This is a genomic window from Bradyrhizobium cedriense (assembly GCF_054602315.1).
On sequence record NZ_JBTSWB010000005.1, the window covers coordinates 170,310 to 193,010 of the forward strand.

At 64.7% G+C, this 22,701-nt stretch carries 14 protein-coding genes and 1 tRNA gene; 7 read left to right on the top strand and 8 right to left on the bottom strand.

All coding sequences use genetic code 11. The annotated features are described in order from the left end of the window. Nucleotide 1: 1 nt before the first annotated feature. The 4 genes from ACYCVF_RS22060 to cpdR all read right to left on the bottom strand — a co-directional run bounded on the left by ACYCVF_RS22060 (nucleotide 2) and on the right by cpdR (nucleotide 9,051). A complete protein-coding gene (locus ACYCVF_RS22060) occupies nucleotides 2-1,420 on the bottom strand; it encodes a condensation domain-containing protein (RefSeq protein WP_459606617.1) in 1,419 nt (472 codons plus the stop codon). Next, nucleotides 1,413-7,691: a sulfolipid-1 biosynthesis phthioceranic/hydroxyphthioceranic acid synthase gene (gene pks2, locus ACYCVF_RS22065; protein WP_459600227.1), complete on the bottom strand. Its 6,279-nt coding sequence runs from the start codon at nucleotides 7,689-7,691 to the stop codon at nucleotides 1,413-1,415. The genes ACYCVF_RS22060 and pks2 overlap by 8 nt, the downstream gene beginning before the upstream one ends. An 854-nt stretch (nucleotides 7,692-8,545) precedes the next feature. Then, a tRNA-Val gene (locus tag ACYCVF_RS22070) sits at nucleotides 8,546-8,620 on the bottom strand. Nucleotides 8,621-8,691: 71 nt separating this feature from the next. Continuing rightward, nucleotides 8,692-9,051, bottom strand: a complete 360-nt coding sequence (gene cpdR / locus ACYCVF_RS22075) for a cell cycle two-component system response regulator CpdR (protein WP_028179810.1) — start codon at nucleotides 9,049-9,051, stop codon at nucleotides 8,692-8,694. 350 nt (nucleotides 9,052-9,401) lie between these two features. Here cpdR and ACYCVF_RS22080 point away from each other — a divergent pair, with 350 nt between their 5' ends. Together ACYCVF_RS22080 and hisN are read left to right on the top strand one after the other, a co-directional pair. After that, complete coding sequence (locus ACYCVF_RS22080) at nucleotides 9,402-10,292, top strand: N-formylglutamate amidohydrolase (protein ID WP_459600229.1); 891 nt, start codon at nucleotides 9,402-9,404, stop codon at nucleotides 10,290-10,292. 526 nt (nucleotides 10,293-10,818) lie between these two features. Next, nucleotides 10,819-11,601: a histidinol-phosphatase gene (gene hisN, locus ACYCVF_RS22085; protein ID WP_459600231.1), complete on the top strand. Its 783-nt coding sequence runs from the start codon at nucleotides 10,819-10,821 to the stop codon at nucleotides 11,599-11,601. Nucleotides 11,602-11,768: 167 nt separating this feature from the next. Here hisN and ACYCVF_RS22090 read toward each other — a convergent pair whose 3' ends face one another. Beyond that, nucleotides 11,769-12,659, bottom strand: a complete 891-nt coding sequence (locus ACYCVF_RS22090) for a LysR substrate-binding domain-containing protein (RefSeq protein ID WP_459600233.1) — start codon at nucleotides 12,657-12,659, stop codon at nucleotides 11,769-11,771. A 91-nt stretch (nucleotides 12,660-12,750) separates the two neighbouring features. Here ACYCVF_RS22090 and ACYCVF_RS22095 point away from each other — a divergent pair, with 91 nt between their 5' ends. After that, a complete protein-coding gene (locus tag ACYCVF_RS22095) occupies nucleotides 12,751-13,503 on the top strand; it encodes a sulfite exporter TauE/SafE family protein (protein ID WP_459600235.1) in 753 nt (250 codons plus the stop codon). Nucleotides 13,504-13,509: 6 nt separating this feature from the next. Here the strand turns inward: ACYCVF_RS22095 and ACYCVF_RS22100 are convergent, their stop codons facing one another. Continuing rightward, nucleotides 13,510-14,142 (bottom strand): LysE family translocator, encoded by a 633-nt coding sequence (locus ACYCVF_RS22100; RefSeq protein ID WP_459600237.1) that lies wholly within the window; start codon nucleotides 14,140-14,142, stop codon nucleotides 13,510-13,512. A 223-nt stretch (nucleotides 14,143-14,365) separates the two neighbouring features. Here ACYCVF_RS22100 and ACYCVF_RS22105 point away from each other — a divergent pair, with 223 nt between their 5' ends. Together ACYCVF_RS22105 and ACYCVF_RS22110 are read left to right on the top strand one after the other, a co-directional pair. Continuing rightward, nucleotides 14,366-16,162, top strand: coding sequence for an adenylate/guanylate cyclase domain-containing protein (locus tag ACYCVF_RS22105; protein WP_459600239.1), 1,797 nt, complete (start codon nucleotides 14,366-14,368; stop codon nucleotides 16,160-16,162). A gap of 161 nt (nucleotides 16,163-16,323) precedes the next feature. Beyond that, on the top strand, nucleotides 16,324-19,089 hold the full coding sequence (locus tag ACYCVF_RS22110; RefSeq protein WP_459600241.1) for a di-heme-cytochrome C peroxidase: 2,766 nt from the start codon (nucleotides 16,324-16,326) through the stop codon (nucleotides 19,087-19,089). A gap of 134 nt (nucleotides 19,090-19,223) precedes the next feature. On the opposite strand, the gene ACYCVF_RS22115 is transcribed toward ACYCVF_RS22110, so the two are convergent. Beyond that, the gene (locus tag ACYCVF_RS22115) at nucleotides 19,224-20,171 is read right to left on the bottom strand and encodes an alpha/beta fold hydrolase (protein WP_459600243.1); all 948 of its coding nucleotides are present in this window, start codon (nucleotides 20,169-20,171) and stop codon (nucleotides 19,224-19,226) included. A 206-nt stretch (nucleotides 20,172-20,377) separates the two neighbouring features. On the opposite strand from ACYCVF_RS22115, the gene ACYCVF_RS22120 reads away from it, so the two are divergent. After that, nucleotides 20,378-20,842 (top strand): Hsp20 family protein, encoded by a 465-nt coding sequence (locus ACYCVF_RS22120; protein WP_036036693.1) that lies wholly within the window; start codon nucleotides 20,378-20,380, stop codon nucleotides 20,840-20,842. A 150-nt stretch (nucleotides 20,843-20,992) separates the two neighbouring features. Continuing rightward, the gene (locus tag ACYCVF_RS22125) at nucleotides 20,993-21,763 is read left to right on the top strand and encodes an alpha/beta fold hydrolase (RefSeq protein ID WP_459600865.1); all 771 of its coding nucleotides are present in this window, start codon (nucleotides 20,993-20,995) and stop codon (nucleotides 21,761-21,763) included. A 105-nt stretch (nucleotides 21,764-21,868) separates the two neighbouring features. On the opposite strand, the gene ACYCVF_RS22130 is transcribed toward ACYCVF_RS22125, so the two are convergent. Continuing rightward, on the bottom strand, nucleotides 21,869-22,627 hold the full coding sequence (locus ACYCVF_RS22130) for a hypothetical protein (RefSeq protein ID WP_459600246.1): 759 nt from the start codon (nucleotides 22,625-22,627) through the stop codon (nucleotides 21,869-21,871). Between the last annotated feature and the right edge of the window lie 74 nt (nucleotides 22,628-22,701).

The window sequence follows — 22,701 nt, forward strand, 5'->3', positions numbered from 1 at the left end:
GTCAGCGACCGACATGCGAGTGCGCCGGCATCAATTGGTCGGCCGCCCGACGGCAAGCGCCCGCAAGCGCTTTGACATAGCGGTGCATCGAGGCACGGGCCGTCGCGTTTGCGGGATAGGCCGCCGTAAGCGAGAGCCCGCGTTGCGTACGGAAGAACCAGAGCGCAACCTGCGCGGCCATGCCCTGGTTGATGTAAACCCGCCCATTCACCTGATGCCATTCGCGCGCAATGTGCGCACTGAGCGGAGGAACGTTCGCATCCATATAGGATAGCATGACGCCACCTGTGGCGACGGATCGAATCGTCGGCAGCCCGGCGGCCAGTTCAAGTACGAGTTCGATCGGCACGTTGGCAAGGCCTAGCCGTTCGTCAAAGTTGCGTTGGGCGGTGAAGGCGAGTTCAGGAAACGTTCGTTCTTGCACGTCGAAGTCGATCGGCACCACGCCCACGCACCAGCCGGTCGTCCTGAAAGCCTGTGGCGATCTTCGCGTCGTTGTGGGGGTGACGACACTGTAGCGCGAGCGCCCAGTCAATTCCCGCTCGGTCAGGGCCGCGCAGGCCAACAGACCGCCGATGACCCGCGCGCCGGACACATGGCACGCGGACTCGAACGCGGCCATGACGGCATCATCGAAAATATCCAAGTGAACATACTCGGCGTGGCAGCGATCCTCCAGCACAGCGAGCGGCAGCGCGAAAGAGGGCATGCGTCCGTCGTTGCGGTGCAGGAACGCGATCCACTCCTTCACCTCAGGATCCGCTAGCGTCGTCACGGCTGCCCGCTGGCGCTGAGTAGTGCAGTAATCCAGATAGCTCCCGGGCCGTCCGAGGTGAGCCGGCGTCTCGCCGTCCAGCACAGCGCGATACACCGAGCGGATCTCTGCCATCAGGAACGCGATGACGGTCGCGTCGGCATGCAAGTGATCAATGCTCGCGAAGCAAGTGAACCCATTCGCGCGCTGGAGAACGCCAAACCGAAAGCAATCCCATGCGAACGGCGAAGGCGTTGCCATGACATGTTCTTGCCAGTCCTCCGCGCTCACCTCGCCGATTGCCGAGGCCTCCATCTGGATGGCCGCAGGGTCGGCAAGTACGTGTCGTACGATTGCTTCGCCGCGCTCCTCGAACCAGCTGTGATAAGTGTCGTGCCTGCGCAGATGTGCGGTCACCACATGGGTCATGGCTCTGAGGTCACATCGCCCGGGTTCGTCCCACACAACGACAAGCAGCCGCGCCATCGCCTCGTGCCGCTGCTCACACGCGCGGAAGGCGCGCAGATGCTGTTCCTGTTCGTAGCTCGGTAACACGGGCGACACCGGTGCACGTTTCGCGCTTTCCATCGATGCCGCAGACGGACACCACAGAGTGAGCGTCGCAGGAGACCCTGACCAATCGTGCAGCGGACGCAGATCAGTCACCGGCATCTGCTCCGGCCGGCTGCAATTCCTGCATCGCCCCACTCAGTGTGTCGGCCAGTGCACGCACGGTCGTCGCGTCCACGGCACGGAGCCGGATTCCTGTGTCGGCTTCGAGCGCGATCAGCAGCTGGAGCGTCCCGAGTGAGTCGAGGCCGTAATCGAAAAATGAGCGGTCTGGATTCACCGTACGGCGCAAGATGACACCGAGATGCTCGACGATCAGGCGCCGCAACAGGGCCGCCCGTTCGTCCGGCGGCGTGCGTCTCAACTCCGTGCGCAGATGCCGCGCCGGATCGCCCGCGGCTTCTGAAGCCGGTGACATGGCCGCCGCGAACGGACTCCGAGCGGATAGCGCCGTCAGCCAGGGCGCGCCGTCGAGATGGGCGTATGCGGCATACCCGCGGTCGTGCCGCAGAAGCGTGTCGAAAGCGTAAACACCGTCGCGCGGCTCGATCATTCGCGCATCGCCGCGCGCCGAGAGATGCGCACCGGCGCCGATGTCCGCCCACGCGGCCCAGGCGATTGCCGAAGACGGCAGGCCTTGCGCGCGCCGCCACTGCGTGAACGTGTCGAGCCAGCTGTTTGCGGCTGCGTACGCGGACTGCCCAGGCGAACCAAAGAGCGCAGCGACCGACGAGAAACAGCAAAACCAGTCGAGTTGCTGCTTCAGCGTCGCCCTGTGCAAATGCCAGGCTCCTTCCACCTTGGGTGCCCAGTTCCGATGTAGCTTCTCCTCGGTAACCGAGGAGAGGATGCCGTCCTCGACGACGGCTGCGCCGTGCAGGACACCGCGCAACGCGAGACCCGTCGCGGTGGCCACTTCGACCAGGCGCCGCGAGGTCGATGGCTCGGCGATATCCGCGCTTATCACTTCGACCTCGGTGCCCCGCGCTCTCATCGCCACCAGCATGCTCGTGACCGCGTCGGTCGGCTTGGAGCGCGCGTTGAGGATCACGCGGCCGGCCCCGCCGGCGGACATCGCATCGGCGAGGAACAAGCCAAGCCCGCCGAGACCGCCGGTGACGATGTAGGCGCCATCGCGCCTGAACGGCGTGAAGCGCTCCGGCGCCTCCGGCACGCGGTAATGGCCGGTCCTTGGAACGGTGAGCACGAGCTTGCCGGTGTGACCGGCGCCGCTAATAACGCGAATGGTGCAAGCCGCGTCGGCGAGGGGATAGGTCGCGATGTCTGGCAGGGTCAGCCGCTCCTCGTCGGCAAGACGCATGACACGCGACAGCAGTGCCTGAACGCGCGCCGGAGCGGTCAAACACATCTGCGCCAGGTCGACGGCGAAGAACGAAAGGTTGCGCTTGAACGGAGACAGCCCCAGCCACGTGCCCCCATAGATATCTTTCTTGCCGATCTCGATGAACCGCCCGCCCGTCGCGAGGAGCTCCAGGCCGGCGCGCTGCGATGCGCCTGTGAGCGAGTTGAGGACGATGTCCACGCCGTAACCCGCCGTGTCCCGCCGGATCTGCTCGGCGAAGGCCACGGACCGAGAGTCGTACACGCGGCTGATTCCGTCGGCGCGCAGCAGCTCTCGCCGCGCCTCTGAGCCCGCTGTCGCAAATATCTCTGCACCGGCCGCTCGCGCAATGGCCACAGCCGCCTGGCCGACGCCGCCGGTTGCCGAGTGAATGAGCACCTTGTCGCCGGGGCCGATCCGCGCCAGATCCTGGAGGCCGTACCACGCTGTGGCAGTTGTAGTGAGAATGGCGGCCGCTTCGACATTCGTCAGCTTGCAGGGTATCGCGACAAGCAGGCGTGCATCGCAGGTGAGATAGGTGCCCCAGGCGCCGCCGCAGCAGAGCCCGGCCACGCGGTCGCCGACGCGAAACGGCGAGAGTCCCGGCCCGACGGCGGTGACAATGCCGGCAAAGTCGAGGCCAAGCCCCTGCGCACGACCATCGAACGAGGAATAGCGGCCATGGGCAACGAGCACGTCGGCGAAATTGACACTGGTGGCATGGATGGCCACCTCCACCTCGCCCGCGCCCGGCGCGCGCCGTTCAAACGCCGCCATCTCCAGGCTCTGCAGGTCACCGGGCACGCGGATCGCTACGCGAAGACCATCGCGTGTCGCGTCGCGGTCGACCGTGCGCCGATCAGCGTGACCAAGGGGGCTTCGCTGCAGTCTTGCGGCATACGCGCTCGCTCCCCGCAGCGCCGTTTCGTCTTCGTCCGAGCCGCTCAGCAACTGAGCCTGAAGCAGTGACACGTCCGCCTGCGGGTTCACGTCTATGTGGGTGGGACAGAACGCGGGAAACTCGGCGCCGATCGCTCGCAGCCACCCACGCACACCGGCGTGCGCGAGCTGAACGGTGTCGTCCGGCAGTACGCGTTGGGCCATGCAGGTGACGACGAAGAGGCGGGGCCGCCGCTCGCAGTTCGTCAGCGCTTTGGTCACGTGCAGCAGGCTGCCTATGTTCGCCCGAGATGCGTCCGGAGTCACCGGTTCATTGCTGCGCGGCAATACCACCACCACAGCCGCGGGGCGATGCTGATCCAGAACGTCTTCGATCTGGTCGCGCCATACGCTCCCCCTGCCGGCCCAGGCGCTGCTGAGGATGCGAGTTTCGAACCCCTGCTCGCGCAGGCTTTCCTCCAGCTCGACCATCAACTGGTGTCCCGCATCATCGGCATCGAGCAGTAGCCAAGCGCCGGCGCCCGGCTTGACCGTGGCACGCGGGATGTCCCATGCCTCCCAGACCACGTCGAGCAGGCGCGAGTTGCAGACGACGGCGTCGGCATGCTGCCCGGCCGCGCCGCTACTACCCATTGCCAACCCATCGACACTCAGCAGCACGCGCCCGGACGCGTCGAGCAGATCAATGTCCACCTCAACATGCAATGCATCCATCGCGACGAAGCGCGTGATGCAATGGGCAACGTCCGCGTCTGCGCAATGCAGCCGGAGGCTTCTCACCGAGAGTGGCAGTAGCAGGCGCCCGTTTGTCGCCGAAACGACCTGGGCGAAAGCCCCAACGGACTGGAAACACGCGTCAAGCAGGACGGGATGCACTATGTAGCCACGCGCGCTGGTTTGGAAAGACGTCGGCAGCCGGAGATCTGCAAAGAGCGAGGCGCCGTCCGCAGACATAGCCAGGCTAGGGGCCAGCGCGCGAAACGAGGGGCCGAACTGGATGCCCTGCGAGTCGAACCATCGCCACACCTCGTCCGCGGCAACGGGCGTTGCGTGCGCGGCCCGCAACGCCGTTAAGTCGTACGCGGCGGGCGGCTCTGGGGAGGCAGCGGCAAAGAGCCGAGCGCTTGCATGGACCTGCGCTTCGCTTTTTGCCTGGCTCTCGAGCCTGAAGTTCAAATCACCCGGTCGCTCCAGCACTGCTGTGCAGACGATCGGCATCGATGGTTCCAACCGGAGTGCGTGGTCGAACGTCATCGCCTGCACTCCGACGCGAGATGTACCGAAGACCGTGCGCGCGGCGGCGAGCGCCATCTCGCAGAAACCGGCGCCCGGGAAAAGCGGCGCTCCGTTCACGCGGTGGTCCGCAAGCCACGGGTGGGCGTCGAGGCCGACCTCGGACGCCCAGATGTGGCGTTCCGGTTCCTCGTGCAGTGTGCGGTGGACGTTCAAGAGCGGGTGCGTTGACAGAACGTGATGCCTACCTGCGGCTGGCGTAGCCGGCGCAAGGAACAGGGGATAATGAGTCCAGGCCGGCAACGGGAGGTCAAGCAGCGGACCATCCGGATACAGGACACCGAAATCGATCGCCGCGCCGGCGACATAGATGGCGCCAACCAAGTCCAGAAGCCCGTTGTGCATGGGTTCGCCGCGCGTCATCGACGGAAGCGCGCGGACGGCGAAGTCCATCGCGGCAGCATTCTCCAACACCGCGCGGGTCACGATCGGATGCGGCGAAAGCTCGACAAATACGCGGTGTCCGTCTTCGAGCGCCGCCTGCACGGCCGGACGGAAGCGAACTGAGTGCCGAAGGTTATCGACCCAGTAGGCGCCATCGCAAGCGGCGGATTCGCGCGGATCAAGCAGGACGGTGGAATACATCCGCGTGTGCGGCGTGTGGGCAGTCACTCCCGCGAGGCGCTCCGACAGCTCCGCGAGGATCGGCTCGACTTGGGATGTGTGTGAGGCCACATCGACCGCGACCTCGCGGGCGAACAGGCCTTCAGCCTGCCAAGCAGCGACGAGACGTTGCACGGCCTCGACAGGGCCCCCGACGACCGTCGATGCCGGGGCCGCCAGTACGGCGATCTCCACGTCGTCAATCAGTCGGCACGCCAGATCTTCGCGGAGCACTGCTGGCGCCATCCCGACAACTGCCATTGCACCGAAGCCAGCGAGCGTTTGGCACAGCATTGCGCGATGGCAGATCACGCGAACGCCATCTTCGAGCGAGAGCGCGCCGGTCACGACTGCCGCCGACACTTCTCCCATCGAATGCCCGATCACCGCCGACGGCACCACACCCTGGGCCTTCAAGGACGCCGCCAACGCGACCTGCACGGTGAAAATGGCGGGCTGGACACGTTCGATGCCGTTGAGCTGATCGGGCTGACGCAGGCTATCAGTCACCGAGAAGCCGCCGTGGGCCTGAATCAGAGGTTCAATGGCGGCAACCACCTCGGCGAAGACCGCGTCGATGTCGAGCAGCGCCGCTCCCATCGACTCCCATTGCGATCCCTGGCCAGAGAATACGAAGACGGGCCCACAGTCATTGTGGTCGGTCCAATCTGCATCGAAAGACGCATCGGCCGCGAGCTCACGCAACTGCGCAGTCAAATCGTCGAGCGTTTTCGCAATGAGCGCATGCCGGACTGGCCGGTGCCCCCGTTTGCAGGCCAGGGTCCGCGCTACGTCACTCGGGTGATGGCGGCCGGCAGTCGCGTCGAGCCAAGACGCAAGGCGACCGGCCGACGCGCGAAGTGCCTTTGGCGAAGTGGACGAGATTGGAAACAGCCACGGCGGTTCTGGTGGTCTGGCGCTCTCCAGCGAAGGAGGAAAGGCTGGAGCCTGAGGAGCCTGTTCGAGCACGACGTGCGCGTTCGTGCCGGACATGCCGTAAGACGATACGGCTGCACGGCGGATTCCATCCGCACCAATTGACGGCCAGGGCACCGTATCCGTCGGGACGAAGAGCCGCGTCTCGATCGTCTGGAGATGCGCAGGCAGCCGATGGAAGTGAAGTGATCGCGGTACGACGCCGTGCGCGAGTGCAAGCGTCGTCTTGATCAGGCCAAGGACGCCCGCCGCTGATTCGGCATGGCCGAGATTGCTTTTCAGCGAGCCGAGGGCGCAGGGCGACTGTCGTCCATACTGCGTCGACAGGCTGCGGAACTCCTCGGTGTCGCCTACCGGCGTACCGGTGCCGTGCGCCTCGATCATGCCGACGGACGAGGGGTCAACCTGCGCTTCGGAAAGGGCACGATCCATCACCGCGATCTGCGCCGCGCGGGAAGGTGCCAATATGTTGTGCGTGCGTCCGTCCTGGTTGACGGCGCTGCCGCGGATAACGGCAAGCACTCGGTCGTTGTCGCGCAGGGCGTCGCTCAGCAGCTTCAGCATCACGACGCCGCAGCCTTCGGCGCGCACGAACCCATCGGCACGCTCGTCGAACGCATGACACCGCCCCGTAGGCGACAGCATGCCGAGCCCCGACGCCGAGGCGAATGTTGTGGGCGAGAACATCAGCATTGCGCCGCCGGCAAATGCAATGCGGCACTCGCGATCAAGCAGGCTTCGCCGAGCCGCATGCACGGCGACGAGGCTTGACGAGCAGGCCGTGTCCATGGTGATCGCTGGACCCGTCAGGCCCATCGCATGGGCGACCCGCCCTGACGCCATGCTGAAGGGCGTTCCTGTGAACGTGTAGGCCTCGCCCATAGCGCCCGCGTCACGTGTGACCTGCATGTAGTCCTGATGCGAAAGGCCGAAGAACACGCCGGCGTCGGCCCCGAACAGACACCGCGGATCGCGACCAGAATGTTCGGCGGCTTCCCAAGTTACCTCAAGCAACAGCCGGTGCTGCGGGTCCATGGCAAGGGCTTCGGGCTCGCCAATGCCGAAAAAACGATGGTCGAAGCCCGATGGGTCGTCCAGGAACGCGCCCCAGCGTGAGATCGAGCGGCCCGGCGCGCCTGGCAGTGGCATGTAGTAGTCGTCGGCATTCCAGCGCTGCTGCGGGATATCCGCAACGAAGTCGATGCCTGCGAGCAGCGCGCCCCATAAAGCGTCCGGCGAGTCGATATGTCCTGGTAGTCTGCAGCCAATGCCGACAACAGCAATCGCAGTCACAATCGAGACCTTCTTCCGGGAGAAAACTTTCGATCCAAATGCGATACTAAGTTATTGACCCTCTGGGCAATCGTCCAGCGCGCCGGCTGTTGGCGTTCAAGAAGCGAGAGAACAGTATGTGGATGGTCGCGTGGCTGCCTATTGCAGCGCGCGCTCTCTGGCTTGATTAGGGGCGGAGCATGCCGGAGCCCTTGACTAGGAGATCGTCGACGCGGGTCAGTCTCTTCGGTCGACCGACGGTCTGATGAGGCGTCATGCGGCTGATTGCCAAGTCCAACGCGGGATGGCTTCCGTGAGCGCTCTCTCTTCGGGAGCCGCCATGCTCTTTGAAGTTGCTGACTTACAAACTACAGCTCAGCAACCCGTGGACGCTTTGAACCTGAGGAGATTGCAGCCAACTCGCCGCTCTGCTCAGAATTTCCGATAGAGCGGCTCGCCGAGGAGTCGTCTGGGGGAGTGCTCATACAGCGCCCTCTCCTGTTGTCCAAAGCCCGTTCCGGCGTGGAAAGCTCGGCTATCTCCTTGGTGATCGTCAGGAGCAATCCCCATCGATGTCCAACATGACGGGATCATTCAGGCGGTTGATCATGAAAGTGACAATCGGGGTGATCTCGCTCTCCACGTGACCATCGAGGAAAGAGCACGGGGCCTTCTGCGTAACCTTTGGAATAACGCTGGAGGAAGCAAGACTATGCTTCGGCACCCTCTCAAGGGGTCTGGAAACCGAGCGCCCACGTTCAGATAGCCAGCCCATCTGCACGGGGCAGCCAGCGCCGAAATCAGCCTTGTTGGAAATTCTCGTGGATACCACCCCTTCAGGCCTCGGGCGCGGTGCCCTGAGTCATTGAAGAAGATGGTGGGCACGACAGGGATCGAACCTGTGACCCCTACCATGTCAAGGTAGTGCTCTCCCGCTGAGCTACGTGCCCTAGAGGTCATTTCATCGGTGGGTCCCTATAACGGCTCAGGGGAGCCGGCGCAAGGACGGAAGGGGGCCGATTCAGGCCGCCAGCATCTTGTTCACTTCGCTGACCAATTCGCGAAGGTGCACGGGCTTGGACAGCACCTTGGCGTTCTTGGGGGCGTCCGAATCCGAATTCAGGGCCACCGCGGCGAAGCCGGTGATGAACATGATCTTGATGTCGGGGTCGAGTTCCGAGGCGCGGCGGGCGAGCTCGATGCCGTCCATCTCCGGCATCACGATGTCGGTGAGCAGCATCTCGAACGGCTCTTCCCGCAGTCGCTGATAGGCGGCCATGCCGTTATCATGGGACGAGACCTGAAAACCGGCGTTTTCCAGCGCCTTGACCAGGAAACGGCGCATGTCGTTGTCGTCTTCGGCGAGCAGGATTTTTGCCATGGCAGGAAACGTCGAATCCCCAGAGGATATCAGCAGAGGTTACTAAGCCCGACAGAGGGTAAATTTGGGGTGAAAATCTTTACCTTGGGCCGGCTGCGCTGCCGGCACTTGTGAACCGGAATGGGCTCCGAATCAATCGAGCGCGACCGACTGGTCCCCGCCACGATGCCGGCACGGTTAAGACATGTTCCAGCGTCCATCACATCTTTTCGCTTGGCAGAATGGTTGCGATTCCGGACAATGACGACACATAAGAGCCGTTCGACCGGCCGAATCATTGGATCCGGAGCTTTGCCGGGTCGTGCGGCGCCGAGGGGGCGAAGCCTGAGTAAGGGACGAAGCCTGAGAAGATGACCCGGTTTGACGGCGACATGTCGCCAGCCTTCGAGATCTTCGAGCCCGCCGAATGGCGCGCGCCTGTCATCTTCAACTCGCCCCATTCGGGCTCGACCTATCCGGACGAATTCCTGGCGGCGTCGCGGATCGACCTGCCGATGCTGCGACGGTCGGAAGACTCGTTCATGGACGAGCTGATCGGCCATCTCAGCGAGCGCGGATTTCCGACCGTGCGCGTCAATTTTCCCCGCTCCTATGTCGACGTCAATCGCGAGCCTTATGAGCTCGACCCCCGCATGTTCAGCGGACGGCTGCCCAGCTTTGCCAATACCCGCTCGATGCGGGTCGCCGGCGGCCTCGGTACGATTCCGCGCGTGGTCGGCGATGGGCAGGAGATCTATCGCGACCGTATCCTGGTCGAGGATGCGCTGGGGCGGATCGAGACGCTGTACAAGCCCTACCACCGCGCGCTGCGGCGGCTGATCAACAAGGTGCACCAGATGTTCGGCACCGTGGTGCTGGTCGACTGCCACTCGATGCCCTCGGTCGGCGTCAGCAGAGACGAGCCGCGCCGACCCGACGTCGTCATCGGCGACCGCTATGGCACGAGCTGCACGCCGCTGCTTCCCGATCGCGTTGAGGAGACCATGACGGGCCTCGGCTATTCGATCGGCCGCAACAAGCCCTATGCCGGAGGCTTCATCACCGAGCACTACGGCAATCCCGCAAGCGGCCTGCACGCGGTACAGATCGAGCTCAACCGCGCGATCTACATGGACGAGCGGCGACGCGAGCGCAGTCCGCGCTTTGCGCAGGTGGCGTCTGACTTCGGCGTGCTCGCCGACGTGCTGGCGACCACGATCCCCTTTGGGGATCTCGGCCCGTTCCAGGCCGCGGCCGAATAGGGCTCGTTGGTCCTCACGGTCTGTCGCGAGCAATGGCGCGAACACGTTTCGTTTCGCCAGCTAGCGCGCGCCGAAACGAAACGATGAAAGCGGGCCCCAAAGAAAAAAGGGCCGCTTCTGATGAAGAAGCGGCCCAAGTCTAGGGAGGAAACGCCCAAGGAGGGCAGCGGTAACGCCAAGCGCTACCGCACCGCAACAATATGCGACCGCGCCGCACAAAGTGCAAGAGCTTTTGAGCCGTTTCCCATGCAATTCACACATGGCTCGGTTGCTTCCAGAGAAACCCAGATTCAGTCTCTTTGATAAGGAAAATCAATGGGTTGATTTTCATTTGCATACGAACGAGGCAAGTTCGGAACTAAGTTTTCAACTCAATGATCGATATTTGGCCGGCAGATGACCGGGATGAGGCAGCAGCGCTCAGCATCCAAAATACCAGGGAGCAAAATCAGGACAGCGCTGCATGCGGAGGCGAATTGGGCTAGGCAGGGGCGGGCTGCATCCAACCTTCGCATCGAGGATTCCCGTGACGGTGATCGACTTCTCCGCCTTCATCGGTCGGCTCGCCACCGCCTCCGGCGAAACCATCCTGCCGTTCTTCCGCACCTCGCTGTCGATCGACGACAAGAGCAAGACCAGGGATTTCGATCCCGTGACGGAGGCCGACCGCGCCGCGGAGGCGGTGATGCGGCGGCTGATCAAGGCCAACTTCCCCCAGCACGGCATCGTCGGCGAGGAGTTCGGCAACGAGCGGGAGGACGCCGATTATGTCTGGGTGCTCGATCCCATCGACGGCACCAAATCCTTCATCGGCGGCTTTCCGATCTGGGGTACGCTGATCGCGCTGCTGCACAAGGGCGCGCCGGTCTACGGCATGATGCACCAGCCCTTCATCGGCGAGCGCTTTTCCGGCGACAACGGCTCGGCCAACTATAGAGGGCCCTCCGGCGAGCGCCGGCTTCAGGTCCGCCGCTGCGCTTCGCTGTCGGAAGCCACGACCTACACCACCAGCCCGCTGCTGATGAACGAGCGCGACCGCGCCATCTTCGGCCGCATCGAACAGGGCGCGCGGCTGTCGCGCTATGGCGGCGACTGCTACTCCTATTGCATGCTGGCGGCCGGCCATGTCGACCTCGTTGTCGAGACCGAGCTGAAGCCCTACGACATCGCGGCCCTGATCCCGATTGTCACCGGCGCCGGCGGCGTCGTCACCACCTGGGAAGGCAAGCCCGCCCAGGGCGGCGGCCGTATCATCGCGGCCGGCGACGCGCGGGTTCACGAAGAGGCACTCAAGCTCCTGAACCAATAACAAACGCGAGCGGGAGGTTTGCATGACCATCTCACGCAAGCTCATCTCATCCCTGGAATGTTCCTGCTGGTGCCGCCGCTCGCCTCCGAAGTAGGCTGGGTTCACCTTTCCGGCTAGCTCGCGGGAGAGGGAGTGCACCGCCGATGCGGAGCGCGTCAAGGCACGGCTCACACCGCCTCCGCCCGCAAGTGCTCCACCAGCATCTTGGCTGGCCGCGGCAGCGCCTTGAAGCTGCGGGCGCAGATCACGAGCTTGCGGTTCGCGAAGGCATCGCGGAGGCGGACCATTGCGAGCGGCATGGTCCTGGCGCAGCGCCGTGCGGCGGCTTCCGGCACCAAAGCCACGCCGACATCGGCGGCGACCATCTGGCATATCGCGTCGAAATCGCGCAGGCGCGCGCGGAAATGCGGGCGCATGCCGAGTCGTGCCGCGTGCTTCGAAATGTGCATCTGCAGCGCGGTGGCGCTGGTAAGGCCGACGAAGTCACATGCTCCCGCCTCCTGAAAGTCGATCTGGCGGCGGCCGGCGAACGGACCGCGTTTCGACGTCACCAGCGTCAGGCGGTCCTCGCTGAAGACGAAGCGCTCGATATGCTCGGGCAGGGCATGCTCGGCCGCGAAGCCGAGATCGGCGGCACCCGCGGTGATCGCTGCCGCAATGTCGGTGCTCTCGCGCTCCTCGATGTCGACCGCGAGGTCGCGATGCTCGCGCAGGAAGCCCGCGAGCGCCTTCGGCAGATGCTCCGAGAGTCCCGAGGTGTTGGCGAGCAAATGCACGCTGGCGCGGACACCGCTGGCAAAGCCGGCGAGATCGCCGCGCATGGCGTCGATCTGGTGGATGACCAGCCTTGCGTGATCGAGCAGGCTCTCGCCGGCCGCGGTCAGCTCGACGCCGCGTCGCCCGCGCTTGAGCAGCGCGACGCCGAGCGCATCCTCGAGGCCTTTGATGCGCGCGCTGGCCGAGGCCAGCGCCAGGTGCGAGCGCTCGGCACCGCCTGTGATGCTGCGCTGGTCGGCCACCGCGATGAAGAGCTGGAGATCCACGAGATCGAAGCGCATGGCAGATGGGTCCTTAGCCTTCGTTTGAAACGAAGGCTCACTCCGGAACCTCCAGATTGTGCCTGCGCACGGCTTCGGTCAATGTGCAGATATGATCGACCCGCTTCTCATCGTGATCGCCGCCGTCTTCCTGCTTGCCGGATTCGTCAAGGGCGTGGTCGGGCTTGGCCTGCCCACGGTGTCCATGGGCCTGCTCGCGGTGAGCATGGCCCCGAGCCGCGCCATCGCCATCGTCATCGTGCCCGCCATCGTCACCAACATCTGGCAGACCTTCGTCGGCCCCCATCTGCGCGACATCCTGAGGCGGCTGTGGCCGCTGATGATCGGCACCGTGGTGGGATGCTGGCTCAATGCCGGCGCGCTGACCGGCCCGCATGCGCGTTACGGCACGATCGTGCTCGGCGCGCTCCTCGTCATCTACGCCGTGATCGGCCTGAACAAATTCCAGTTCCGCGTCGCACCTGAGAACGAGAAATGGGTCGGCGGCGTGGTCGGCGTCGTCACCGGCGTGATCTCGGCATCGACGGGCGTGCAGGTGATCCCCTCGATGCCGTTCATGCAGGCGATCGGCATGGAAAAGGACGAGCTGGTGCAGGCGCTCGGCGTGTTCTTCACGACGGCGACGCTGGCGCTCGCCTTCAACCTGACCGCCGTCGGATTGCTGACGCCCGCCAATGCCGTGCCGGGCGCCGTGGGCCTCGCCATGGCCTTTGCCGGCATGTTCATCGGCCAATCGGTGCGGGCGCGGATGCCGGCGGAAGGGTTTCGCCGCTGGTTCCTGATCGCGATGATCCTGCTCGGGCTCTATCTCGCCGGAAGCGCGCTGTTCAAGGAATTCGCCTGAGGGACGTTACCGCGTCTCCAGCATGGCGACCCGGATGCCGAGATAGATGAAAAGGCCGCCAAGCGCGCGATTGACCCAGGCGATCGCGCCCTCGGATCGACGCAGCCGGTGAGCGGCCTTTGCCGCGAACGCCGCCAGCACCAGGCACCACAGCGTCCCCGTGAAGATGAAGATCAGGCCGAGTGTCAGGAAGGCGAGCGGCTTGTGCGGTGCGTCGGCTGCGACGAATTGCGGCAGGAAGGCGAGAAAGAACAACGCGACCTTGGGATTGAGCGCGTTGGTGAGGACGCCCTGGAGGAAGACCCGCCGCAGCGGGCTCCGCACCGGTTCCTCCATCGCCGACGCCAGCACCGGGCGCGACCACAGCATTTGAAGCCCGGTCACCACCAGATAGGCCGCGCCGACGAGCTTCAGGATCGAGAAGGCGGTCGAGGAGGCCATCAGCAGGGCCGAAAGCCCGATCGCCGCGCCCGCGACATGGACAAAGCAGCCGCAGCTGATGCCCAGAGCGGCAGCGGCGCCGCCGCGCCACCCCATCTGCATGCTGCGGCCGATCACATAGACCGAATCCGGCCCTGGCGTGATGTTGAGCAGCACGCCCGACAGGATGAAGAGCCCGATTTCATGAATGCCCAGCATGCAAGGTGCCTCCGCCACCCGGCCGGGCGGCCCTGGTTCCGCTTAGTCGGTTCGACCGTTCCCGTCCACCGCCGGGATTGCGCAGGATTTATCTCGAATTTGCAAATCTGATCATGCTTCCGCTCTGCCTCATCTGCTCTATAAAGGCAGGGTTCTTGGAATGCGGGAATCGAGGCGACTGCCACGCCGTGGTCGGTCCCCTGTCCCTTGGAGCTTCGCGGATATGGAAAGACGTCTGGCCGCCATCGTCTGCGCCGATGTCGCCGGCTATTCGCGCATGATGGGCAGCGACGAGGCCGGCACCCATGCCGCCTTCAAAGCCCATCGCGCAGCGATCCATCCCATCATCCTCAATCACGGCGGCCGCGTGGTGAAGAACACCGGCGATGGCTTTCTGCTCGAGTTCCCTTCGATCGTCGGCGCCACCGAGGCCGCGATCGCGATGCAGACGCTGATGGCCGAACGCAACCACCATCTGCCCGCCGACCGCGCCATGCAGTTCCGGCTCGGCATCCACATGGGCGATGTCATCGCCGACGAGGACGAGGTCTTCGGTGACGACGTCAACATCGCCGTCCGCCTGGAATCAGTGGCGAGCCCCGGTGGTTTCGCGATTTCGGCCAAGGCCTATCGGGAGGCAAGCAAGCATCTCACGGCTCCGCTGACCGATGCCGGCAACCATCGCTTCAAGAACATCAAGGATGCGATCGGGGTCTGGACCTGGACGCCCGAGGGCGCGCCGGCGCTTGCTCCCGAGCTCCGCGAGGCCTCGGCGCTGTCGCAGCAGTACCGCACGGCAATCGTCGGTGTGCTGCCCTTCGCCAATCTCAGCGACAGCCAGGACGAGTATTTCTCGGACGGGCTCACGGAAGATCTCATCCACGCGCTGTCGCTGCAATCCTTCTATCGCGTGCTGAGCCGCAACTCGACCTTCGCCTTCAAGGGCACGAACACGAGCACCCGCCTGATCGCGCGCGAGATCGACGCCACCTATCTGATCCAGGGTTCGGTGCGGCGCGCCGGAGCCAAGATCCGCGTCACCGCCGAGCTGATCGCGCCGGAAACAGGGGAGCAGCTCTGGACCGGCCGCTACGACCGCGACATCGGCGACCTCTTCGCGATGCAGGACGAGATCACGACCAATTTGTCCGCCGCCATCGCCACGGAGATCGTCCGTGCCGAGGCCTCGGCGCCGGCGCGGCTCTCGACCGACGTGACCGCCTGGGACCGTTTCCTCAAGGGCCTGTCGCATTACTACCGGCACACCAAGGAGGATCTGGCCGTCGCTGTCGACCTGTTCCGCGAGGCCATCAGACTCGATCCCAAACTGTCGATCGCGCACGCCTATCTCGGCACGATCCAGATCCAGAGCATTCAGTTCGGTTGGGTCAAGGGCACGCGCGAGATGTGGGCCGAGGCGATGAACCTCGCCGAAACCAGCGTCCGGCTCGACCCGCGATCTTCCTTCGCGTTCTCGATCCTGTCCTGGGCTCACGCGATGGAGGGACATTACGAGGCGGCGATGGACGCCGCCAAGCGCGCCGTCGCACTCAACCCCTATGACAATGGCGCGCGTGGCGTGCTCGGCATCTGTCATTTCGTCATTGGCGAGCACCGCGAGGCGATCGAGCTGTTCTCGATGGCCGCGCAACGCGACAACAGCGACCCGCGCTACCAATGGGCCGCACTGAATGCGTTCAGCCATTATCTGTTGCGCCAATATGACGCGACCCTGTCGTGGGCGCGCGAGCAGCTCTACATCAATCCGAACCACATGCAGGCGCTGGCGATCCGCGCCGCGGCGCTGGCGCAACTGGGCAGGAACGACGAGGCGAGCGAGGCCGCCGGCGTGCTCATGGGCAACTACCCGAACCTCAACGTCGATCGTCACTTGCGCAACTTTCATTGGAAGCGGCCCGAAGACATCGCGCACTATCGCGAGGGATTGCTGAAGGCCGGCGTGCCGCTCGGCAAGCTGACGCTGATTCAAAGCGACGTCAAACGCGCCGCCGAATCCTGAGAGACTGCCCGTCCCGCACCGGCTTTTATTGACAGGACAGTGAATTCAGCCACACTTCTTTGCACGCTGAAGTAGTATACCGTGCTGTCGTTTTGTTAGGACTTTCCACGCTTGATCGGCGCGCCTTCTTTTCACGATTCGCCGTTTTCAGGATTTGGGCCATGCATGACCCCGTATCGAAACCGCCCTTGGATCCCTCGATCCCGGTCTCGCCGAACAATCCCTGCCCGTTCCTGCGTGGCCTCGTCGGCGAGGGTTTCGTCGACGGCGGGACCGTCCCGCTCAACACGCTGTCGCAGACCATCGCGAATGCGAGCGGCGAGACGGGGCTGAAGAAGATCTCGGCCCGCATCCAGGTCCGCGGCGTTGCGCTCATCGCCAATGGCATCAGTCACATCCTGAAGAGCATCTGGTCGGGCGCGCAGCTCGACGCGCTGCGCGGCGGCCCGCTCGACAAGCGAGGTGCCGGCTCGCGCATCCTCGGCGTCGACGGCAAGGTCGACGAAGACGAGATCGCCCGGTTCGCGAGCTTCGGCCGAAGCTACACCGACCCGAACACCGGCGGCAGCGAGCCCGGCCTCAACGCCGCGGAAATCAAGAACTTCATGCGCGACAACCTCCAGCGCGCCGGCGCTGCCGCTCGCTGGTACTACCCGCTGCTGATGAAGTTCGAATGGCCGATCCTTCTGAAAATCATCGGCAAGGGCAAGCAGGGCGAGGAGCGCTATCTCAGCGTCGCCGACGTGCGCACGCTGTTCGAGCAGCGCAAATTTCCCGACCGTATCAATCAGCGGATATTGTCGCAGCCGTTGCTGTCGACGTGCCAGCTCCGTTTTCGCTGGGCGGGCGCGCTCTCGGCCCTCGTCATCGGCCTTGGCCTCGTCACCCTGGTCGCCGTCGCCGAATTCCCCAATCAGCTCCGCGCCGTGCTGCCGCAGAAGAGCGTGCTGGTGAATCTCCTGCCGCCGCCCCTGCCCGCGGTCCCCGAAACGAAGGCAGCCTACTGGCTCGAGCAAAACTGGTCACTGAAGGACCGGCACTGGTTTCACCATGCCAGCCAGGGCACCGCGACCTTCCCGGTGCCCTATGAGTGGTTCGTGGCACTGGAGCAGCCGCGGCTTCATCTGTTCTCGAAGCCGGGCATGATGAAGGACAGCGCCTATCTCGAGCGCTTCGGCTTCATCCCGAGCCCGCAGTCGATCCAGACCGACACGGCGACGCTACGCCGCTTCGGCTATGCCAACGTCTACGAGACGGCGCAGGTGCGGGACTGGTCGACGCGATGGACGCCCGCGGAGAACGTCGACGGCCTGCCGGTCGGCTTCGCGCGCATGACCGGCGTCGTCGATCCCGCGACGGGCCGCCGCGAACAGGACATGATCGGGCTGACCTGCGCGGCCTGCCATACCGGCCAAATCCACTATCAGGGCGTCGACGTCCGCTTCGACGGGGGCGCGGCGATGACCGACCTGAAGAAGCTCGAACTCGCGACCGGCCTGTCGATCGCCTACACGCTGTACGTGCCGTTCCGCTTCCAGCGCTTTGCCGATCGTGTGCTCGGCCCCGACGCCAGCCAGACGGATCGCGCCGCGCTCAAGCAGAAGCTCAGCGCGATCGGCAGCTTCCTGATCGACTGGGCCAAGAATTACGACAAGACCATCGAGGGCAAGAAGACCTGGGACAACAAAGACCAGAAGGACACCGAGGAAGGGTTCGGCCGCCTCGACGCCCTCAACCGCATCGGCAACCAGGTCTTTTCGCAGGACCTCGCGATGAGTGGCATCAAGGGATTCGAGAAGAATCTGCACGCCCAGGACGCTCCGGTCAGCTACCCCGCGATCTGGACCGTGCCGTGGTTCAAGTTCGCCCAGTACGACGCCTCGATCGAGCAGCCGCTGATCCGCAACGCCGGCGAAGCCCTCGGCGTGACGGCGCTGCTCAACCTGTCCGACGCCTATCCCGAGGACAGGCTATGGCGCTCCTCGGTGAACATCAGGACGCTCGGCTGGATCGAGGACATGCTGAGAGGTCCCGATCCGTTCAAGGCGGCCGACGGTCCCAAGTTCGGCGGCCTGCTCGCGCCGAAATGGCCCTCGCAGATCCTGGGGGACGCATGGAGACTGAAGCCCGATCGCGTCGAGCGCGGCCGCGCCATCTACGCCGAGATGTGCTCCGGATGCCATCTGCCGGCCATCGACAGCCCCGCCTTCTGGTCATCGAAGCATTGGGAGCCGAACGGCGACAGCAAGGTCTTGAACGCGGTGACGATACCCCTGGAGGAGATCAAGACGGATCCCGAACAATCGCTCGTTCTCAGCAAGAGGACCGTCGATGTGCCCGGCTTCCTGAAGGTGAACACGGCCGACCTGCAGAAATGGTGGCAATGCGAGATCCCGACCGCGAGCACTTCGCCCAACGAGATGGTCTATGCGCTCGGCCTCATGACGGTGGTCGATCTCGTCGCACGCAAATGGATGGACGACGAGAAGATCCCGGAGGCGGAACGGGCCCAAATATGGAATCTCGCGCGCAAGAACTGTCTCAATCCGGCGCCTGATCCGCGCTATCGCGCCCGGCCGCTGAACGGCATCTGGGCGACGGCGCCTTACCTGCACAATGGTTCGGTGCCTTCGCTGTATTGGCTCTTGAAGCCGGCGAGCGAGCGCCCGCAAAAGTTCTGCATGGGCCGGCGCGACTACGACCCCGACACCGTCGGTTTCGCAGTTGCTGCCAACGAACGTTGCAAGACGGGCGAAACGGAGTTCTCTGCGACAGGGTCTGACGGCAAGCCGATCCAGGGCAACAGCGTGCTCGGCCATTCCTTCGAGCGCAAGGACGGCGAGCCGAAACGGCCGGGCGTCATCGGCCGCATGTTCAAGGACGACGCCGAGCGCTACGATCTGATCGAGTATCTGAAGACGCTGTAGTGAACGTCACTTCGTCATTGCGAGCGCAGCGAAGCAATCCAGGATCTCTCCGCGGAGTCAGTCTGGATTGCTTCGTCGCAAGAGCTCCTCGCAATGACGGAGAGTGAGGCCCCTTCGCGAGTCCACCTCTCATCTCACTTGAACAGCGGCGTGCCCGGGACGAAGGCGTCGAAGGCGGCCCAGAACTGGGAGCGGTAGCGGTCCTGCTCCTGCAGGATCTCGTGCTTGGCGCCGGCGATCACGAGATGGGCCCCGGCGCGCAAGTGATAGGCGAACTCCTCGATCGCCGCGGTCGAGACCACGGTGTCGTTGGAGGCCGCCAGCATCAGGATCGGCTGGCGGATCTGGGAGGGGTAGTTCACGCGCCTGAAGGTGTGCATCGCGCGGAAGGCGGTATCGGCCCAGGCGACCGTCGGTGACGCCAGTCCGAGCGTCGGATCTTCCTCCAGGATCGCGGCATTGCGCGCATAGCGCACGGGATCGCTGGTCAGGGGATTGTTGATGAAGGGGTCGAGCCCGGTGAGGCGGTCGCTGCCGCCGGGAACGTAACGGCCGCCCTGCCCGAGCAGGCGCATCGTCTTGAGCAGCGCACGCACCGGGAACGAGGTGGTGCGTCCCGGCAGGTCGATCATTGGCGCCGACAGCACCATACGGTCGAACCAGCGCTTGCCGGCATGGGCCACCCGCAGCATCACCGTGCCGCCCATGGAGTGAGCGAGCGCGAAGAACGGCGGCGGGCAATCCGGCAGCACCACCTGCTGCACGAACGTCTCGACGTCGATCTCGAAATCGGCGAAATCGCGCACATAGCCCTTGCGTGGATCGCGCAGGCGGCGCGAGGAATGGCCCTGCCCGCGCCAGTCGATCATCGCCACCGCAAAGCCGCGGTCTCGCAGGTCGCGCACGGTCTCGAAATATTTCTCGATCTGCTCGCTGCGCCCGGTGAAGACGCAGACGGTGCCCTTGCGGCCCGCCGGCGGCGCCCACCGCGCGAAGCGCAGCTCGGCGCCATCCGGGGTCCTGATGGTGCCGCTGACGACGTTTTCGGGAACAGGATTGGACGGGATCGAGACCAGCGTCATAGGCGGGAAGTACTGCAAATCAAGGGGCTAAAGCGCCGAAAAGGCGCAAATGCCGCCCTCTTGAACGCCGTCTCGTTCCACCCATATCATTTTCGTGCAGGCCGCTACCAGTGTTTCGGAACCGGAACATCAGGCTGCACACAGACGAAAGCCCGGCCCGATTGGCGGGCGGGTTACCTAACAGTCGCTCAATGGAGGACTTGACCATGCGTAGCTACGATCTCACTCCCTTCTATCGTTCCACCGTCGGCTTCGACCGCCTCTTTAGCCTGCTCGACCAGGCCAGTTCGGACGGTAGCCCCGGCTATCCTCCCTACAACATCGAGCGCACCGGCGAGAACGCCTATCGCATCACCGTTGCGGTCTCGGGCTTCGCCAAGGATGAGCTCTCCATCGTCGCGAAGGAAAACACGCTGACGATCAAGGGCGAGAAAGTCGCCAACGAGAACTCGAAGTCCGAAGTGCTCTATCGCGGCATCGCCGCGCGCGCCTTCGAGCGCGCCTTCCAGCTTGCCGACTTCGTGCAGGTGAAGGACGCTTCGCTCGAGAACGGGCTGCTTCACGTCGACCTCGTACGCGAGATTCCCGAGGCCAAGAAGCCGCGCCAGATCGCGATCAACGCCGGCGCCAAGGCGCAGGTGATCGAGAACTCGGCAGCGCAAGCCGCCTAAGCAGCACGAGACTTCCGAGCTGCGAAAGCGCCCCGGTGCCCCGGGGCGCTTTTTCGTTGTGCACTGCATCACGGAGCGGTGAAGACGAGTAACGCCGCCGTCGCTCCCTCCGTCCTTTGGGCATCGAACCCAACAAGATGGAGAACGATGATGTCACCCTGGCGCAGCCTGTTCGTTGCCGCGAGCCTTTTGGCGGCTTCCCTTAGCCTCGCTCATGCGCAGACAGCTCAGATGGCAAAGGCGAAGAACGTCGTGCTGGTGCACGGCGCCTGGGCCGACGGTTCGAGTTGGTCAGAGGTGATCCCGATCCTCCAGGCCGCGGGCCTGCACGTGACGGCCGTGCAGAATCCGCTGTCGTCGCTTGCGGACTCCGTCGAGGAGACCAAGCGTGCGCTGGCCGAGCAGGACGGGCCGACCGTGCTGGTCGCGCATTCCTGGGGCGGCACCGTGATCAGCCAGGTCGGGAACGATCCGAAGGTGACCGGGCTCGTCTACGTCGCCGCCCGCGCGCCGGATGCAAACGAGGATTTCGTCGCACTGTCGAAGCAGTTTCCGATCGGGCCTGTGCGTGCCGGCATCGTCGAGCGCGACGGCTATACAAAACTCTCGGAAGAGGCTTTCCTGAAGTATTTCGCCAATGGCGTGAAGCCTGAGCAGGCAAAGGAGCTCTACGCGGTGCAATGGCCGACCGCGGCCTCGATCTTCGCCGGCCGCACCACGGAAGCGGCATGGCACAGCAAGCCGAGCTGGTATGCGGTGTCGAAGAACGACTACACCATCAACCCCGATTTCGAGCGCTTCCTCGCCAAGCGCATGAATGCCACCACGATCGAGCTCGATGCCGGCCACCTCTCGCTGGTGTCGCATCCGAAGGAGGTGGCTCACCTGATCCTGGAAGCAGCGGGCTACGGCCGAAGCTGAGGCACCGTCACGGCGATGCAAAAGCGTCCGAGATTTTCGGGCGCTTTTGCATTGCTCATGCCCCTCCACAATGTCGTGGGGCTAGCGCCTGCCTTCACGTCAAAGCTAATCCAGCCCCTGCGCGGCCGGCATCTCCTGCGTTGGCAGGATGGTCGGGGCAGGCTTGGCCTGGCTGACGGTTGGCACGGCTGCATCGGCGGGCTTGGCCTGCACGGCGGCCGCTTGCTGCGAAGGCTCGGCCCGCGGTGATTGGGCCTGCTGCGCCACGGGCTGGGCCGGCTTCGCCGCAGCGACCGGCGTCTCGGCGCGACGCGGAGCGGCCTTGGGAAGCGGCACGGCGCGGCTTGCCACATGCGGGATCGAGGCCGGCGGGCGCGGCGGGCCGTTGCGGATCGCCGTCGGCAGTGGCAGCGCGCTTTGCGGGCCGTAGGGCGCGACCGCGCGCTCGTCATAGCTGGGCGCCATGCCATAAGCGTCGGCGGCCGGCATGAAGCGGATGATGCGTCCGTCGCGGGCGTCGATCACCAGCCGGCCATCGTCGCCGCGGTGATCGATCACCGCGATGGTGTAGACACTGCCGCGCAGGCGCGGGATGCCCAGCGGCGAGAAGCCGTTTTCGCGCAGCACCGCATAGACCTCGGTGGCCGGCAAAAGCGCCGGGGCCGGGCCGCGCTCCTCGTAGCCATAGCCATAACCGTAACGCTGCGGGGGCGGCGCGACCTCCGGCGGCGCATAGGGGCCGTCGAAATCCGACACCGCGATCACAGCCCCGCTCGCGATACCGCTCGCGGGAACCTGCGCATGGCCCGCGCTTGCGGCCAGTGCCAGCGCAGCGGCGGCCACACATCTTGTGAAAAACTTCATGGTCGAGACGCTCCTGTCAGGCCCCCCGATGGCCGCCCATCTTTCGCTGCTCGCGGCGTGGCGCGCCTTCCCAA